Source organism: Streptomyces sp. NPDC006208, from assembly GCF_040613775.1.
Lineage (GTDB): Bacteria > Actinomycetota > Actinomycetes > Streptomycetales > Streptomycetaceae > Streptomyces.
On record NZ_JBEXSW010000014.1, the window covers coordinates 43,881 to 58,866 of the forward strand.

Here is a 14,986-nt window from a genome sequence, read left to right on the forward strand (position 1 = left end):
GTGACCGTTCGCCATTGCGCGCGTTGTGTCGATCATGACCATTCGACGCATGACCACCGTCCTTGCCACCCTTGCCGCGACCGCCCTTCTCACGGTGGCGGCCGCCCCCGCCTCCGCCCAGGCCGCCGCCGCGGTGCCCGCCTGTCCCGGCGGGTCCGTCTGCTTCTTCAGCGAGGCGGACTTCGGCGGCTCCTCGTGGGAGTGGACCGCCGGCAGCGGCTACCGCGATCTTCCCCCGTCCCTCCACGACCACGTGGGCTCCTTCGTCGCGTCGACCGACGCCTGCTTCATCGCGTACGAGCCCACCGAGAAGCGCCAGGCGCGCAACGGCGACTGGCGCAGGGATTACCGAGGCGACTTCGGCGGCCGGATGGACGCGGTCGGGCCGGGCGCCTGCTGAGCCGAATCCGTGTGAAGCTCCCGCCCTCGACGGCGGGAGCTGCTGCGGCCACCAGAAGCCTGGCGCACAGCAGCGCCGTGGCGATGCCCTCGGCGGGTGAATGAATCCCTCTCGCCCAGCCGCCTGACCTGGGCAGACTCCGCCGCGCGCCCTGGCGGATTAGCATGAATTGCACGGTATGGGCACCATATGCCGCCAGGCAGAGGGAGGGCCGACCCGTGACCGCTGGGGCTGCGACCAATGAGATCCCTGGCATGGCCCGCGGCCCCGGAGGCGCGGGCACACCCCGGTATCTGCCGGTCTCCGAGCACGGGCTGATCGGGGACCTGCGTAGTGCCGCGCTGGTGGGGACGAACGGCACGATCGACTGGTACTGCTGCACCCGCTTCGACGCGCCCAGCATCTTCGCCTCCCTGCTCGACGCCGAGAAGGGTGGCTCCTTCGAGCTCGCCCCCGACGTCCCGACGCGGACGAAGCAGTTCTACTTCCCCGACACCAATGTGCTCATCACCCGCTTCATCGCGGACGACGGCGTGGGCGAGATCCAGGACTTCATGCCCATCACCGACAACTCGCGCGAGGCCGACCGGCACCGCCTGATCCGCAGGGTGGTGTGCGTCCGCGGCTCGCTGCCGTTCCGCGCGTACGTGGCGCCCCGCTTCGACTACGGGGCCCAGCCGCACACCGTCCGCACCGAGCACGCCTGCCCGCTGTTCGAGTCGCCGTCGCTCACGCTCGCGCTGACGTCCAGCGTGCCGTTCGAGACCGACGGCCGGGACGTGTGGTCGCTGTTCAAGCTGCACGAGGGAGAGACTGCCGTGTTCGCCCTCGACCGGGTCGGCGGCGATGTGGCACCGCGGGCCTGTCCCCGCTCCGAGGCCGCGGATCTCTTCGAGGCCACGGTGAGGTATTGGCGGCAGTGGCTGTCGCAGTCGCGCTACCGCGGACGCTGGCGCGAGATGGTGCACCGCTCCGCGCTGACGCTCAAGCTGCTCACCTACACTCCCACCGGCGCCATCGTGGCAGCGCCGACGACGAGTCTGCCCGAGCAGATCGGCGGCGAACGGAACTGGGACTACCGCTACGTCTGGATCCGCGACGCGGCCTTCTGCGTCTACGCGCTGCTCCGGCTGGGCTTCACGGACGAGGCCCGTTCCTTCATGCAGTTCCTGACCGAGCGCATCCGGCGCGCCGACGACGGCTCGGCACCGCTGCAGATCCTGTACGGGATCGACGGCCGCTGCGAACTGCCCGAGCGGGAGCTGCCGCATCTGGAGGGCTATCTGGGCTCCTCCCCCGTACGCGTCGGCAACCAGGCCGTCGACCAATTGCAGCTGGACATCTACGGAGCACTCATCGATTCGATCTACCTCTACGACAAGTGGGGAGAGCCGATCTCCAGCGCGCACTGGGACACCGTCTGCCATCTGGTCGACTGGGTGTGCGGCAACTGGGACCAGCCCGACGAGGGCATCTGGGAGACCCGCGGGGGGCGCAAGAAATTCCTCTACTCGCGGCTGATGTGCTGGGTGGCGATCGAACGGGCCATCCGGGTCGCCAGACGCCGGGGACTGCCCGCCGATCTGCTGCGCTGGAGCAAGACACGCGACACGATCTACTTCCGGATCATGCAGCGTGGCTGGTCGAACGAGCGCAACGCCTTCGTCCAGCACGAGGACGACAGCGTGCTCGACGCCTCCGTGCTGATGATGCCGCTGGCCAAGTTCATCTCCCCGACCGACCCGAAGTGGCTGTCCACGCTGGACGCGCTGGGCGAGGAGTTGGTCTCCGACTCCCTGGTCTACCGCTACGACCCGCAGGCCAGCCCGGACGGACTGCAGGGCGAGGAGGGCACGTTCTCGATCTGCTCGTTCTGGTACGTCGAGGCGCTCACCCGCGCCGGACGCCTGGACGACGCCCGGCTGGCGTTCGAGAAGATGCTCACGTACGCCAACCATCTCGGCCTGTACGCCGAGGAGATCGGCCGCACCGGCGAGCAGAGCGGCAACTTCCCGCAGGCATTCACGCACCTGGCCCTGATCAGCGCGGCCTTCAACCTCGACCGGGCACTGGGCTGACCGGGCACGGGGACGGTCAGGCCCTCTCGACCAGTGTGGAGTAGGCCCGCTCGAGGCCCTGCGCGTGGCCGTTCCCCAACTCGACGTAGACATGGCCGCCGGCCGCACACGCTTCACGCAGGGCAGTGCTCTGGTCCCTGACCCACGCGGCGATCTCCCGGTAGGTGCTGTCATCGGCTCCCTCGAGCCAGTCCGGGGCGGCCCGCAGATGTTCGGGGGTCAGCTTCGTATTTCCGAGGAAGACGGAGGTCAGAGGCAACCCGAGATCGGCGGCGGCCGTGGCCGCCGCCGGTGTGACGATGTCGCCCTCGACCACATAGCCGTCTTGGGGATCGGAGTCGTCGAGAGCCTCCGCAGCCGCACGGATGAACTCGATGAGGAACGGCTGGGCGGGCACTGCCTTGTCCGGATGCGTACCGTGCCGCACGCCGTGCTCGGGCGCAGCGCGCTGCAGCATCGACACCAGGGCGTCGGTCGGGCATCCCGGCAGGCCCTCTCGGTCCAGCAGCATCCACGCGAGGGTGCTCTTGCCCACCCGTGGCGGGCCGCCAATCAGGTAGATCACATGAAGACCGTACCTCGGGCGACGACTTGGGTGATCTCGCTGCGGCCCGGGGCGTAACAGGCATGGCGCCGTGCCCATGGGTTGTCCGAGGGTCCGTCCCGACCGGCTGCCGGCCACCTACCGGCGCACCCACGCCATCACCTACTGCCACGCCTGCTACCCGGTCGCCGACGACCCACACCTGGACTGCCCTGAGGTCGAACCGCGCCGCACGCCCCGACGGGCACCGATGTATGTCACCCAACTCGAGGCGGTGGAGCCGGACATGGAACCTCGAAGGCCTGTTCGTCATCAAGCAGGGCAAGGAGGGCTGACGGCCTGACGAGGACATGGGGTGGACACGGATGGGCAGAGGCATCGGGGGCACGGCACTTGCCTGTGCCGTTCTCATGACGGTCCTGGCGACGGGCTGTACGGCGGCCGGCGCGGCGGACTCCCGTACCGGAGAACCCTCTGCGTCCGTGCCGCAGGGCAAGCTGCCCGGCGGCACGGACACGGACGCGAAGGCGGAAACCGACGCCGCCTACCGCAAGTGGGGGCTCAAGCCGCCGACCGCGCCGCCCGCCCCTCCCACGGCCAAGCCGATCGTACGAGGGGCGGCCGACGGCCAGGTGCCGGTGATCAGCGAGATCCCCACCAAGGAGAAGATCGTCTTTCTGACCTTCGACGACGGCGCCGAGAAGGACCCCGAATTCGTGACGATGATGCGGGACTTGAAGATCCCGTTCACGATGTTCCTGACGGAGTCCGTCATCCGCGAGGACCACGACTACTTCAAGAAGCTCCAGCAGCTCGGCAACGGCGTCCACAACCACACCCTGACCCACCCGAACCTCCGCACCCTGGGCGCGTCGGCCCAGAAGCACGAGATATGCGGCCAGCAGGAGAAGCTGAAGAATCGATACGGCACGACTCCGCGGCTGTTCCGCCCGCCCTACGGCAACTGGAACGAGACCACCCGGGCCGCAGCCGGGTCCTGCGGCATCGAGGCGATCGTCCTCTGGCGCGAGTCCATGCAGATCACGAACATGCAGTACCAGCGCGGCGACAAGAAGCTCCATCCGGGCGACATCATCCTGGCCCACTTCCGGGGTCCGTCCGACCTCAAGGGCACGACGATGACCGAGATGACGGCGAACCTGCTGCGCCACATCCAGGAACAGGGCTTCACGGTGGCCCGGCTGGAGGACTACCTCTAGACCGTCGAACGCTCCGAGCTCGCCGGGCGGGAGTTCGAGACGTTTCTCGCCGAGTGCCCTGGCGTCCTTCCGGTCCGGCCGGACCGGAAGGACGAGCCCGTCCGGCACGGCCGAACTGCCCGTGTCCGTGCTGATCGCGTAGGACCACCAGGAGCACCGGACTCACTCATCGAGGGCTCCTGGGCAGGTGGTGCATGCGGCATCCTCGGACAGCCGGAAGTCAACGCCGGTGAGCTTCTCGGACAGCTCCCACAGCCGGCGGGCGGTGGTGGTGTCACGGACGGCGCGCTCCCGGTTGCGCAGGACGGGCTCGCCGCGCAGCTGCAGCGGCCCGTCGGGCACGACATACGCTCCGCCCGGCAGGTCCGGGACGGTCGCGGCGTACAGGGAGGTCTTGGCGCCTTCGGGGGTCGGCCGGAAGGCGACTCGGACCAGCAGCCGGGTCAACGCTCCGTAGAGTCGGCCGCGGTTGCGGTTGGCGCCGCCGGTGAGAACGTTGGTGCGGGTGAGTCCGGGGGCGACGGCCACGCTGCGCAGCCTCAGGCCGGCGGCGTCGGCGCGGCGTTGCAGTTCGGTGGCGAAGTAGAGATTGGCGCGCTTGGACTGCAGGTAGGCGAACATCGCGCTGTAGCGGCGTTCGGCATTGAGGTTGTCCAGGTCGAAGCGGGCGAACCGCTGGCCTTCGCTGCTGACGGCGACCACCCGCGGATCGGGCGAGGCGAGCAGATGGGGCAGCAACAGCCCGGTCAGGGCGAAGGCGCCCAGGTGGTTGATCCCGAACTGCGACTCGAAACCATCGGCGGTCCGGGCAAACGGCACCATGGCCACGCCGGCGTTGTTGACCAGCAGATCGAGCCGGTCATGGTCCCAGTCGTCGGCGAAGGCGCGTATGGAGGCAAGGTCGGCCAGGTCGAGGAGGCGCACCTCGGCATGGGCGCCGGGTGCCCGGGCGAGCAGCCGATCCAGGGCGGCCTGCCCCCGTTGGGGACTGCGGCAGGCCAGCACGACATGGGCGCCCCGGCGAGCGAGCGCCTCTGCTGTGACCTGGCCGATGCCACTGTTGGCTCCGGTCACCACCGCCAGGCGGCCGGACTGGTCGGGGATGGAGTCGAGGGTCCACGTACGGGAAGCGCTGGGCATGGCCTTCCTTCTCCTAGGTCGAGGGCGTCCGGCACGCAGCTGGGCAGGAACCCTCTCAATGCAACTTCCAGTTGCGATACGCTGGAGCCTGACACGTGATTACCCATTAACGCAACTAGGAGTTGCAATGGAGTTGGGTTCCTCCGGACCCGCCCGCCCGGTCGGACGCGGCCGCAAGGCACAGGCGGCGGTGCGCGCCGCCACCCTCGCCGAGTTGCTGGACCGGGGATATGCCGAGCTGACCGTCGAGGGCGTGGCCCAGCGGGCCGGGGTGCACAAGACGACGCTCTACCGGCGCTGGAAGGACCGCGAGAGCCTGGTCGTCGACGCGCTTGCCGAGCACTTCGCCACCGACATCCCCACTCCGGACACCGGCGCCGTCGAGACCGACCTGCAAGCGCTCGCGCGGGCGCTCGTGCAGAGCATGACGGGCCCGGTGGGCAGGGCGGTGCAGACCGCGATGTACTCCGACGCCGGCCGGCTGCCGGAGATCGCCGAGGCGCGGCGGCGGATCTTCGCCGACCGGTTCCGGCGGGCCGAGCCCGTGGTCACCCGCGCCATCGAGCGGGGCGAACTCCCGGCAGGGACCGATCCGGTCGAGCTGTTCAAAACGCTGGCCGCTCCGATCTACTTCCGGTTGCTGGTCAGTGCCGATCCGGTCGAGGAGGGCACCGCCGACCAGGCCGTGCGGATCACGCTCGCCGCCGCCCGCGCCGGCGCCCTGACACAGGGCGCTCCGTCGTAGCCGTCAAGCCGACCGAAGCGGACGCCGGTCAGGCATGAAGGACAGCGTGCTCGCCCCATGCGCACACCGCCGCGAGGCTCATGCTGTCTGACGGCACTGTTGGCTTGCGGGGTCAATGAGGTCCGTCGGGTACGTCTCCGTGGTGCGCGCTCTCGAAGTCACTCTCGAAGTCACTGGCAGATGTAAGCCCCTCGATGAAGGACCGGAAGTTCGGGGCGAGGGTCAGTTCTGCTTTGAGTTCGGCGTCGAACCAGGTCATGGAGGGTTCCCCGTGTTGGCCGCAGGCTCGGTAGTCCAGCCCGATCCAGCAGGGCCCCTCACCCGAGACCAGCACCACCGCGGTGGGGAGCCCCCATTCCTGGACCAGGTACGGGCTGTCGAGCATGGAGAGTGCTTCCTCGTGGCGGCCGATGCCCATGACGAGGTCGAACGGGACGTGGTCGGCGCTCCATGAGGTCGCCTGACTCGTGGGGAAGGCATTCCGGCTGTCCGCGACCGCGCCTCCGTTCTGATGGCGCAGCAGGTCGAGCAGGGAACCGGGGAGTGCGACGTTCAGCAAACGCTCGGCCTCAGCAATCAGCTGGTCGGTCAGCGGCGGCTGCACTCCGTGCCGGCTACTGGTGTCCCAGAGAGAGTGGCGAAGATCCTCAAAGCGTGCCATGACCGGAATCATAGGAGACGTGTGTGGCGCTTCGCCGCGTGACCTGGGACGGGCGGCCGGAATGATCACGTGACCGGACGTGTGTGGATGCGGGAGACGGCCCCGCACCACGGGGTGCGGGGCCGTTCGATATCAGGTTGTGCTGCCGGTCAGCTCTCGGCGTTCGCCCGGCGGCGGCGCCACCGGACGAGGAGTCCGCCGGCCGCCACCGCGAGGGCGGCGAGGGCGGAGATCAGCCCGACCGGGGTGTTCGAGCCGGTGTCGGCGAGGCCGCCGTCAGGGTCCGGGGTGTTGCCGCCCGGTTTGCCCGGGACGGTCGCCGTCGGGTCCGGGGTACCCGGGCCGGTCGGGGACGGGGTGGGGTCCGGCTTCCCGGGGTCCGTCGGCGTGGGCGTGGGGGTGGGGTCGGGCTTGCCGTCGTCGGTCTTGGCCGCCCCGTTGCCGCCGAGGAAGGCGGTGTCACTGTCGCGGGCGGAGGTCTCCGCGCGGACAGAGTCCTTCGTGGTCCGCGGAAGCTCACGGTGCTGGGTCCGGAACTCCACACCGGAGATGTTCCGCTTCGGGGACTGGGAGAAGTCCACTCCGCCGACGGTGAAGGTGTAGATGGTGCCGCCGGAGGGCCATTCGTACTTGTACTCGCCCTCGGTGAAGGACTTGCGCATCTCCTCCCACACCGTGCGCTTGTCCCAGTTCTTGTTCTCGCCGCGCAGCGGCCACCGCTTGAGGTTGTTGCTGTCGATGACGGGGCGGAAGTCGGTGGGCTTCTTCGCGTCCTGCTGCCGGATCCACTCCGCCGCGACCCGCGAGCGGTAGACCGAGCGCAGGTCCTGATACTTCGGATCCTCGTTGACCTTCTCCTGGACCGCGGGCATGATCCACTGCTTCATGAGGCGGACGCTGTACTCCTTCTCGGCCTGCGTCAGCTTCTTGTCGCAGCGTTCACCGGGTACCGGCGTGGTGAAGTCCATCGGCGCGTGGTTGACCTTCAGCGGGGCGTCGAGGATGTAGATGCCGCCGTCCTGCTCTCGCACCTTCGCCCGGTCGGGGACGATCCAGTTGCGGCCCGGACCCCAGCACGGAACACCGTCGACCTTCGGGGCCGCGGCCATGAACTCCCGGCCCGGGGACTTCTTCGGATCCAGGGCGCGGGACCAGTCCCGCTTCATCTCCATGTCGGCTTCCAGCAGGATCCGGCCGGCATCGGTCTCGCCGAACGCCTTGTCCATGATCTTGTCGGGCTGGTCCGGGTTCAGGTTCACCCACATCCGGTCCGGGGACAGGGCCAGCCATGTGAAGAACGCGTCCGAGGCGAGCGTCAGCTTGGCCTCGCCGCCCCACCCGGGGTTGGTGTCCTCGTCGGGCATGAAGTCGGCCTTCATGGAGTAGTCCATGCCCTTGCCCTTGACGGGGTTGCCGACGTACTGAAGTTCGAGGGTGGAGAAGTCCACGCCGCCAGGGCCGCGGCCGAGCGCGGAACGGGTGTCGACCCGGTTGTGTTCGGCCTGGATCTGCCGGGCCTGGGCCGGGTTCTTACCGGACTGGTAGGCGAGAGAGTTGATGGGGCCCTGGGTGCCGGTGTTCGGCCGCGGGTTGAACACCGGGTAGGACTTGGTGTACTTGGTCTGCGGCCACAGGCCCTTGCCGGTCGCCCTCCGCTCCGCGATCCGGATCGGGTTGTTGCCGGTACCGCGCTCAGCACGCAGGGCCTTGTTCTCGGCCGCGTACTCGCGGCTGGTGACACCGTTGGGCTTCTCGCCGGTGAACATCGTGAACTTCGACTTCGTGAAGTCGTACTTCGCGTCCTTGTGGCGCAGGATGATCTTGTCGTTCCTGAACTGATCGATCTTGCGCTTACCGTTGGACTTGAACTCGCCGAGGTCGCCGGTGCGCTGGTTGTAAGCGTCGTAACGACGCGAGGCGATCTTGTTGCCGTCCTTGTCGTAGATCTCGATCGTGACTTCGCAGAGCCAGTCGGGGCCGACAAGGTTGAAGTCCTGAACGGTCTTACGCTCGAAGACGCCGCCCTTTGCCCCGTTGGCCTGGTTGTTGATCAGGTAGCGGGGCACCCAGGAGCGGAACGGCTTGGGGCTGGCGGACTCCTTCTTGTGCCGGTGATAGCGCGCGTAGATCGCGCGCTTCATGTCCTCGGGGTCCTTGGACCTGGCGTACTCGGCGTCCCACTTGTCGATGTCCGCCCGGCTGGACCCGGCCGCGTTCAGGTCGGCCTGGGTGGGGGTGGGAACGTTCTCGAAGCCCTTGAAGTCGTTGTTGTAGTAGTACTCCTCATCCGGGCCGGACCGGGTCCAGTGGTGCTGCCCGGTGGGCGCGCCGGAGTTGTCGGGAGTGCGGGGGAAGGTCTTCTTCAGGTGCATCTTGTCGCACCTGCCGCCGGATGTGATCTTGGCGTAGTCCCCGGGAGCTGCGGATGCGGTGGCGGGCAGACCCACCAGCATCATCCCCGCGGAAGCGACGACCGCGAGGCCCGAGGCCAGGCGCCGCCGTAAACGGACCGTTATAGGTGTGCTCACGTACGTGTCCCTGTGGGGGCGCATGGGACAGGAAGGGAAGGCGGGGAAGGGCCCCCGTGACATGTCTCCACCACCCCACCGGCCAGCCTAGAAGCTGACGGGCTGTGAGTTGCAGCGTATTGTTGACGTTGCATGTGTCAACTCAGTGAAGATCCCACACAGTTGACCGTCACACTCCCGCGCTAGCGTGACCGGCATGAGCGACCACACCAACCACCACCCCGCCGACGATCCGGCACGCCACCCGGAACTTCTGGAGTGGCTGACCGAACGACAGGCCGCGTTCCCGCACTGGGCCGAGAACACCGGGGCGGCCGGCCGGTTCGACTTCACCCCGGCCTCGCTCGACATCCTCGACGGCCTGATCCGCGAGACGTTCGACAGCTCCGAGGACATCGACTCCCAGCGACGGCGTGACGATTTCGTGCAAGGCGCGGTCTGGTACATCGGCGAGATGATGTGCCGCGAGCACGGAATGGTGTGGAAGTACACGCCCGAACCCCTCGACGACGGCACCCTGCCGCCGCTGTTCGATCCCGCCGACACACCGGCCCTCGACACCCCCTGTGTCGCTTTCCCTGACGCCGGTCCCTACGAGGGCTTCTACCCGCTCAACATCCTGCGCCGGATGCTCATCGACGAGGACGAAACCGGTTTGCCGGTCGATGAACGCCTGGTCGACTTCCTCGACCCCGACCACCTCAAGGACGACGAGGACGACGAGGACGACGAGGAGTGACGCCGCGCCCCATGGCCGGCGGGCCCCGGCCGAAAGGAGGGATCAGATGACAGTTCCGGCGTCGGGCGGCCCCGAGCGCTGCACCTCGGCACACGTGGCGCACACCGCACCGCCGGTCGCCCGGACGAACACCCTGAACAGCAGCCCGCGCAGGGTGCGTCCCGTATCACGAGGGTGGTGCAGGTGCGCCGCACCGCGCTTCACGCTGCCCTCCGCGTCCGCCGACCGAACCCGGTCAGATGGTCGAGAGCCCACGCGGTCGCATCCGCCGCGATCACCCATACGCGAAAAGGGCCTCTGACCTGCGTTTTCACTGGTCAGAAGCCGTAGGAGGCAGACGAGTCGGGCTGTACGCCGGGTTCTGTCACCCTGACATCCTGGACCTGCGCGATCTCGACCGCGAGTCCCGCTCACCCCCTTGACCTGCTGAGATTCAGTTGTCTTGAGTGAGACCGGTTGAGATCGAGTGAGGCACTTGACTCCCCCCGAACCCTCCCCACCCCCCCCACCGCTCCCCAGATTCCCCCCAGCGGAGAGCCCCCTAAGTGCGCGCCGACCAGGCGTTGAGCAGCAAAGAGCCCCGCCCCTGCGGAATCGCGGGCGGGGCTTCGGGTTGGCGCCACTCCCCTACTCGGCGACGTGCCCCGGCTCGTACACATCGCCGGCACCCTCGGCAGCAGCACGCCTTATGGCTTCGAGCGCCAGTAGGCAACGACGGCAGACTCGGAGATCCTGGTCCGGACTGGACCTTGGGTGAAGGGTCTTGACCTTCACTGTGTCGGTCTCACTGAGTTCCGGATGCCGGAAGCAGACCCCGGGGGTCCAGGTGTAGAGCGAGAGGATCTCGCTGTCCATGCCGTCTCCTGCTGTTGTTCCGACAGGGGATGTGAGGGGAGGCGCTCGCACGTTCTCCTGCCCAACGGCACGCACAAGCTGCAGTTCTTCACTCGATTAGGTGAACAGGCGTTCGATTCCTGGACAGTAGCTCTAGCCCTGCGGCATATGCCAGTGCGCCGCAGGGCTGGGGCGACTCCTCTTCTGATCTACGCCGCAGGGTGCCCTATCCGTCGCGGGAACCCATGATCGAACAATGCCTCAATTTTGCTGCTGACTTATGATCTTGGTCGGCACAGCGTTTTGGGGTGCCAGCCGATCAGCCTCAGTGGATCCTCGATGCCCGCCGGCGGATCGGTCTACGCATCCGCGACGCCCGCATGTACGCCGACCTCACGCAGGAGAAGCTGGCGCACCGCACGGGGATCGACCGGTCCACGATCCAGCGGATCGAGGGCGGGGCGGAGATCAAGATCAGCCACCTGTTGCTGATCGCGCGTGACCTTGGCGTTCATCCGTCGGACCTCCTCGGCTAGGCGTTAACGGTCGCTCACCCGGGCCGCCCTGGGCAAGCTTTCGCAACTAGGTTTCCGAAGGCGATGCCGACCTGTTACCGACTGGTTGGCCGTTCAGTAGCGGATACCTCCAGATCGGACAAGAAGTTGCCCGAGAGGCACAAAGCTGCCGGTCAGCGCCGCCTGCTGCAGGTGCGGTGTCGCCAGTTGTCGGGCCGGGCGCCGCTTGCGGAGAACTGCTCGACGCGGACGGCTTGCCCGCGGGCGATGGGCCGGTCGCAGCAGCAGCACAGTTGGCCGGCTGTCATCGGCGTGCCCTGGCGTGGCGGCGGGTGCTCGGTATCGTGGCTCATGGCGCGCCCTCCTGTGGCGTGTCCATACCCCCGGGCCGTGACCGCGGCTGCGGGGGTCTTGCGTGGTCACCTTACCGCTGCACACCGCTGCATACAGCAGCACGACGCTTCCTGCCACTGCAGGGTGCGGCATGCGGTCCTAGGTTCGCAGTGTGGGCGAATCGGACACCCCGGGCGTTGACCATTCCAGTCACGTGTACGTGTACGTGCAGGTCGCGGACCGGATCGCAGAGCAGATCGCGTCGGGCAGGATCCCGGCGGGGGCGATGCTGCCTGGGGAGCGGGCGCTGATGGAGGAGTACGGGGTCGCGCTGCACACTGCCCGCCGGGCGGTGCGGGAGTTGCGGGACCGCGGGCTCGTCATCACGGTCCCGGCGAAGGGCACCTTCGTCGCCGAGCAGCCGGCTGACTCCTGACGCACGAATGCCCCCGCCGCATCTGCGGCGGGGGCTTGCTGCTGTACCGCTCAGTGCCCGGGGTGGTCGGTGTCTTCGCCCGCTGCGGGCAGTAGGCGGTGGCCTTCGGACCAGTGGTTGACCCAGCCGCAGTGGGGGCAGGCGTATCGGCCGTCGATGCCGTAGATCTCGGTGCCGCACTTCGTGCATTCGGTGCGGGTGATTTCCGAGTGGTCAGGCGGGGTCGGGCTTCCGGTCATGCTGGGACCCTATCGTCGTCGGCTCGGGCGGGAGGGTGGCGATGGGACCGCAGTTGGCGCACAGCCATTGGCCGTTCGGTCCTTGCTGCGCGGAGCCGCCGCATCTGGGGCAGTTCACGTGGGCCTCCTGGGGGTGGACTCCTTGGGTCGTACCCGACGGCTACGGCCGCCAGTCCTCGCGGTACGCCTCGTGGCCGGCGTAGGGCAGGGCGAGGAGCTTAAGCACGTCCTCGTAGGCGCGGCGCCGAATCTTCACGCCACCGGCCAGCACTGTGCCCGACGCCACCATGAGGGCCGTGGTGGAGTCGTCGTGCAGGCGAAGGATCTCCCGCTTGGCGTCGACTTCGGCGAGGACGCGGGCCGGGTCGTGGCGGACGATGTGCTCGGCAATACCGCCCCAGTTCGCGGAGGCGCACTCCTCGGCGCGGTCACCTTCGGTTGCGACGATGACGCCTGTCTCCCCGATCTGGCGGAAGGAGTCACCAGCCCTGCGCGCCGCCTGCTCGTCGTCGTCGAGGCGGGCCCTGAGAAAGTCGACCAGTTCCACGCCGCCTCCGTCTGTGTCCCGCCCGTCGGGGCGCTGTCCCTGGTGGGGTCCGACGGGCGGGTTCGAGTGCGCCGCAGCCATCGGCGCGAATGGGATGGTCGATTGTCTCAGGCCAGGCCGACAGTGGCGGGGTTCAGCGGCGGCCGTCGCGGATCTGGTAGATCCGGGCGCGGCTGAGTCCCGCAGCGTTGGCGATGGAGATGACGGCGGCGCCTGCGTCGAGTGCCTTGCGGATGGTTTCGTTGCGCTCGCCTTCAGCGCGGGCCAGGCGTGCGGCGGCATCCTCGACTGCGATCAGGGCGCGCTCGCGGGGGCTGTCGTCGGACTGGAATGAGAGGGCTTCGGCGAGGGTCTGCCACTCGTGGTCGAGGGGGACGCCGTCGTCGTCGGTGTCGATGTCTCCGTTTTCGACGAGGGCGGCGACGTCTTCGCGGCGAAGGACGTTGTAGTCGTCGCCGCGGTCGATGGTGCTGGTGTGCCCGTGGTAGAGGTCTTCGATCTGCTCAGCGGTGATGTCCATGCCTCTCCCCTCCGACGCCACCTTGTGTAGCGCGCTACACATAGACTCCTCTGACTGGCGGGTGATGTCAAGCGCGCTACACAAGTGGCCCGGGCTGCTGGACGGGTGACGCACGAACGCCCGCCCCGGTAGCAGGGGCGGGCGTCGGGTTCGGCGGTCGCGCCCAGAAGGCCAGCGCCACTGTGCACGGCAGGTAGCCCCGTCACCGGCGCCTCGCGCAACAGGATCCCAGTGTGGCACGAGGGGCTGACACGAAGGCAGTGTTCCGCTTATCGTGTGCGGGCGGCCACCGCAGTTCGCAACCCCCCTTCGGGGCGGGGACCTTCGGGTCGCTCGGTGGCCGCGCCAATACGAGAGGCCCCTCCTTCGGGAGGGGCCTTCGTCGTGCAGCCGTTGAGTACGACCAGCGCATAACGTTCCCTTAAGCGCTCATAGCCCGATGTCCTCGGACGCGGCGTCGGTCCACTTGTCGGCTTCGCGGATGTAGCCCCAGAAGGCGGGGCTGTTCTCGGCGTGCCCGGACTGGGCGCGGATCTTCTCCTCGCGTTTCCCGGCGACGCGGCTGGTGGTGATGAACCCGGCCCGCATGCTGTGGCCGGTGAGGCGGACGGCGAGGCCGGCGCGTTCGGCGTTGCGGGCGATGATCTCGCGGACGGCTTCCGGGGAGAGTGCGCGGTCGCCGAGGCGGCCGTGGACGGTGATGGGCAGGAAGGCGGGCCCGCTGGTGACGCCTGCGGCGGCGCGCCAGGTGAGCCAGGCGCGGACGGGGCAGGTGTCGGGGTTCTTGCCGTAGTGGACGACCACGTCCCGGGGCGGGCGGCCCTTCACGGCGGGGACGTGGACTTCGAGGCCCTGGCTGACGTGGACGATGGTGTCGGCGCGGAGGGCGGCGACTTCGGCGGAGCGTCCGGCGATGGCGAAGGCCATGAGCCAGAGGGCGCGGTCGCGGAGGCCGGTGAGTCCGTCGGCGACGGCGGCGTTCATCTGCCGGAGTTGTTCGGGCGTGACGGCGGCGGCCTTGCCGCGTCCGCGGGCCATGCGTTCGGGATCGTTCTTCAGCGGCTTGAGCGCTTGACGGGCGGCGACGGTGGCGGCCTTCGGTACTTCGACGCCGTGCTCGTTCCTGGCGGTGACTGTGACGCCGGTGATCCTGCGGTCGATCGAGTTGGGCGCGGCGAGCTTGATGGTGTCGAGCCAGACGACGAACCCGACGAGCGTGCCCTTGGTGACGTTGGTCGAGGCGATCCGGTGCCCGGTGCGCTCCCCCAGCCAGTCGTGGAACTCCTCCCACAGCGCCCAGTCGTTGGCGTAGCCGCGCTTGGTGTTGTGGGGGCGGATGGCGTCGAGGTGCTTCTCGGCCGCCTCTTCCATGGCGTGAAGGACGGCGAGCGTCGCAGCGTCGTAGAGGGCTGCCCTGTTGGCAGCTTCGATGCGGTCTGCCTTCTGAGCCAGAGACTCAAGCGGGCGCTCAGTATTGACGATCTCGTTCCCCATGCGGGCGATTAGT

At 68.4% G+C, this 14,986-nt stretch carries 17 protein-coding genes and 1 pseudogene; 8 read left to right on the plus strand and 10 right to left on the minus strand.

Annotation, left to right across the window (positions count from 1 at the left end; all coding sequences use genetic code 11):
• Positions 1-49: 49 nt before the first annotated feature.
• Complete coding sequence (locus tag ABZ208_RS13550; RefSeq protein WP_356909637.1) at positions 50-400, plus strand: peptidase inhibitor family I36 protein; 351 nt, start codon at positions 50-52, stop codon at positions 398-400.
• Between the two features lie 254 nt (positions 401-654).
• Positions 655-2,478: a glycoside hydrolase family 15 protein gene (locus ABZ208_RS13555; protein WP_356909785.1), complete on the plus strand. Its 1,824-nt coding sequence runs from the start codon at positions 655-657 to the stop codon at positions 2,476-2,478.
• A gap of 16 nt (positions 2,479-2,494) precedes the next feature.
• Here the strand turns inward: ABZ208_RS13555 and ABZ208_RS13560 are convergent, their stop codons facing one another.
• The gene (locus ABZ208_RS13560; RefSeq protein ID WP_356909638.1) at positions 2,495-3,043 is read right to left on the minus strand and encodes a hypothetical protein; all 549 of its coding nucleotides are present in this window, start codon (positions 3,041-3,043) and stop codon (positions 2,495-2,497) included.
• A gap of 88 nt (positions 3,044-3,131) precedes the next feature.
• On the opposite strand from ABZ208_RS13560, the pseudogene ABZ208_RS13565 reads away from it, so the two are divergent.
• Positions 3,132-3,267: pseudogene (locus ABZ208_RS13565) on the plus strand (IS630 family transposase); the annotation flags it as partial.
• Between the two features lie 120 nt (positions 3,268-3,387).
• Entirely contained in the window at positions 3,388-4,242 is an 855-nt protein-coding gene (locus ABZ208_RS13570; RefSeq protein WP_356909639.1) for a polysaccharide deacetylase family protein, read from the plus strand.
• 162 nt (positions 4,243-4,404) lie between these two features.
• Here the strand turns inward: ABZ208_RS13570 and ABZ208_RS13575 are convergent, their stop codons facing one another.
• Positions 4,405-5,382 (minus strand): oxidoreductase, encoded by a 978-nt coding sequence (locus tag ABZ208_RS13575; RefSeq protein WP_356909640.1) that lies wholly within the window; start codon positions 5,380-5,382, stop codon positions 4,405-4,407.
• 127 nt (positions 5,383-5,509) lie between these two features.
• Between ABZ208_RS13575 and ABZ208_RS13580 the strand changes: the two genes are divergently transcribed.
• Positions 5,510-6,127, plus strand: coding sequence for a TetR/AcrR family transcriptional regulator (locus ABZ208_RS13580; RefSeq protein ID WP_328401275.1), 618 nt, complete (start codon positions 5,510-5,512; stop codon positions 6,125-6,127).
• A gap of 112 nt (positions 6,128-6,239) precedes the next feature.
• Here the strand turns inward: ABZ208_RS13580 and ABZ208_RS13585 are convergent, their stop codons facing one another.
• Together ABZ208_RS13585 and ABZ208_RS13590 are read right to left on the minus strand one after the other, a co-directional pair.
• Entirely contained in the window at positions 6,240-6,788 is a 549-nt protein-coding gene (locus ABZ208_RS13585) for an SMI1/KNR4 family protein (protein ID WP_356909641.1), read from the minus strand.
• Positions 6,789-6,937: 149 nt separating this feature from the next.
• On the minus strand, positions 6,938-9,316 hold the full coding sequence (locus ABZ208_RS13590) for a hypothetical protein (RefSeq protein ID WP_356909642.1): 2,379 nt from the start codon (positions 9,314-9,316) through the stop codon (positions 6,938-6,940).
• A 196-nt stretch (positions 9,317-9,512) separates the two neighbouring features.
• Here ABZ208_RS13590 and ABZ208_RS13595 point away from each other — a divergent pair, with 196 nt between their 5' ends.
• Positions 9,513-10,055, plus strand: a complete 543-nt coding sequence (locus ABZ208_RS13595; RefSeq protein WP_356909643.1) for a hypothetical protein — start codon at positions 9,513-9,515, stop codon at positions 10,053-10,055.
• A 627-nt stretch (positions 10,056-10,682) separates the two neighbouring features.
• Here the strand turns inward: ABZ208_RS13595 and ABZ208_RS13600 are convergent.
• Positions 10,683-10,910 (minus strand): hypothetical protein, encoded by a 228-nt coding sequence (locus ABZ208_RS13600; RefSeq protein WP_356909644.1) that lies wholly within the window; start codon positions 10,908-10,910, stop codon positions 10,683-10,685.
• A 287-nt stretch (positions 10,911-11,197) separates the two neighbouring features.
• Here ABZ208_RS13600 and ABZ208_RS13605 point away from each other — a divergent pair, with 287 nt between their 5' ends.
• Entirely contained in the window at positions 11,198-11,425 is a 228-nt protein-coding gene (locus ABZ208_RS13605; RefSeq protein ID WP_356909645.1) for a helix-turn-helix transcriptional regulator, read from the plus strand.
• Positions 11,426-11,577: 152 nt separating this feature from the next.
• Here ABZ208_RS13605 and ABZ208_RS13610 read toward each other — a convergent pair whose 3' ends face one another.
• Complete coding sequence (locus tag ABZ208_RS13610) at positions 11,578-11,757, minus strand: hypothetical protein (RefSeq protein WP_356909646.1); 180 nt, start codon at positions 11,755-11,757, stop codon at positions 11,578-11,580.
• A 152-nt stretch (positions 11,758-11,909) separates the two neighbouring features.
• Here ABZ208_RS13610 and ABZ208_RS13615 point away from each other — a divergent pair, with 152 nt between their 5' ends.
• Positions 11,910-12,173 carry a winged helix-turn-helix domain-containing protein gene (locus ABZ208_RS13615; protein WP_356909647.1) on the plus strand — a complete coding sequence of 88 codons (264 nt, stop codon included), beginning with the start codon at positions 11,910-11,912 and terminating at the stop codon, positions 12,171-12,173.
• A 50-nt stretch (positions 12,174-12,223) separates the two neighbouring features.
• Here the strand turns inward: ABZ208_RS13615 and ABZ208_RS13620 are convergent, their stop codons facing one another.
• The 4 genes from ABZ208_RS13620 to ABZ208_RS13635 all read right to left on the minus strand — a co-directional run bounded on the left by ABZ208_RS13620 (position 12,224) and on the right by ABZ208_RS13635 (position 14,973).
• Positions 12,224-12,412 (minus strand): hypothetical protein, encoded by a 189-nt coding sequence (locus ABZ208_RS13620; protein WP_356909648.1) that lies wholly within the window; start codon positions 12,410-12,412, stop codon positions 12,224-12,226.
• A 160-nt stretch (positions 12,413-12,572) separates the two neighbouring features.
• On the minus strand, positions 12,573-12,959 hold the full coding sequence (locus ABZ208_RS13625) for a DUF6221 family protein (protein ID WP_356909649.1): 387 nt from the start codon (positions 12,957-12,959) through the stop codon (positions 12,573-12,575).
• Positions 12,960-13,092: 133 nt separating this feature from the next.
• On the minus strand, positions 13,093-13,479 hold the full coding sequence (locus tag ABZ208_RS13630) for a hypothetical protein (protein WP_356909650.1): 387 nt from the start codon (positions 13,477-13,479) through the stop codon (positions 13,093-13,095).
• 429 nt (positions 13,480-13,908) lie between these two features.
• Positions 13,909-14,973 (minus strand): integrase, encoded by a 1,065-nt coding sequence (locus ABZ208_RS13635; protein ID WP_356909651.1) that lies wholly within the window; start codon positions 14,971-14,973, stop codon positions 13,909-13,911.
• Positions 14,974-14,986: the final 13 nt, after the last annotated feature.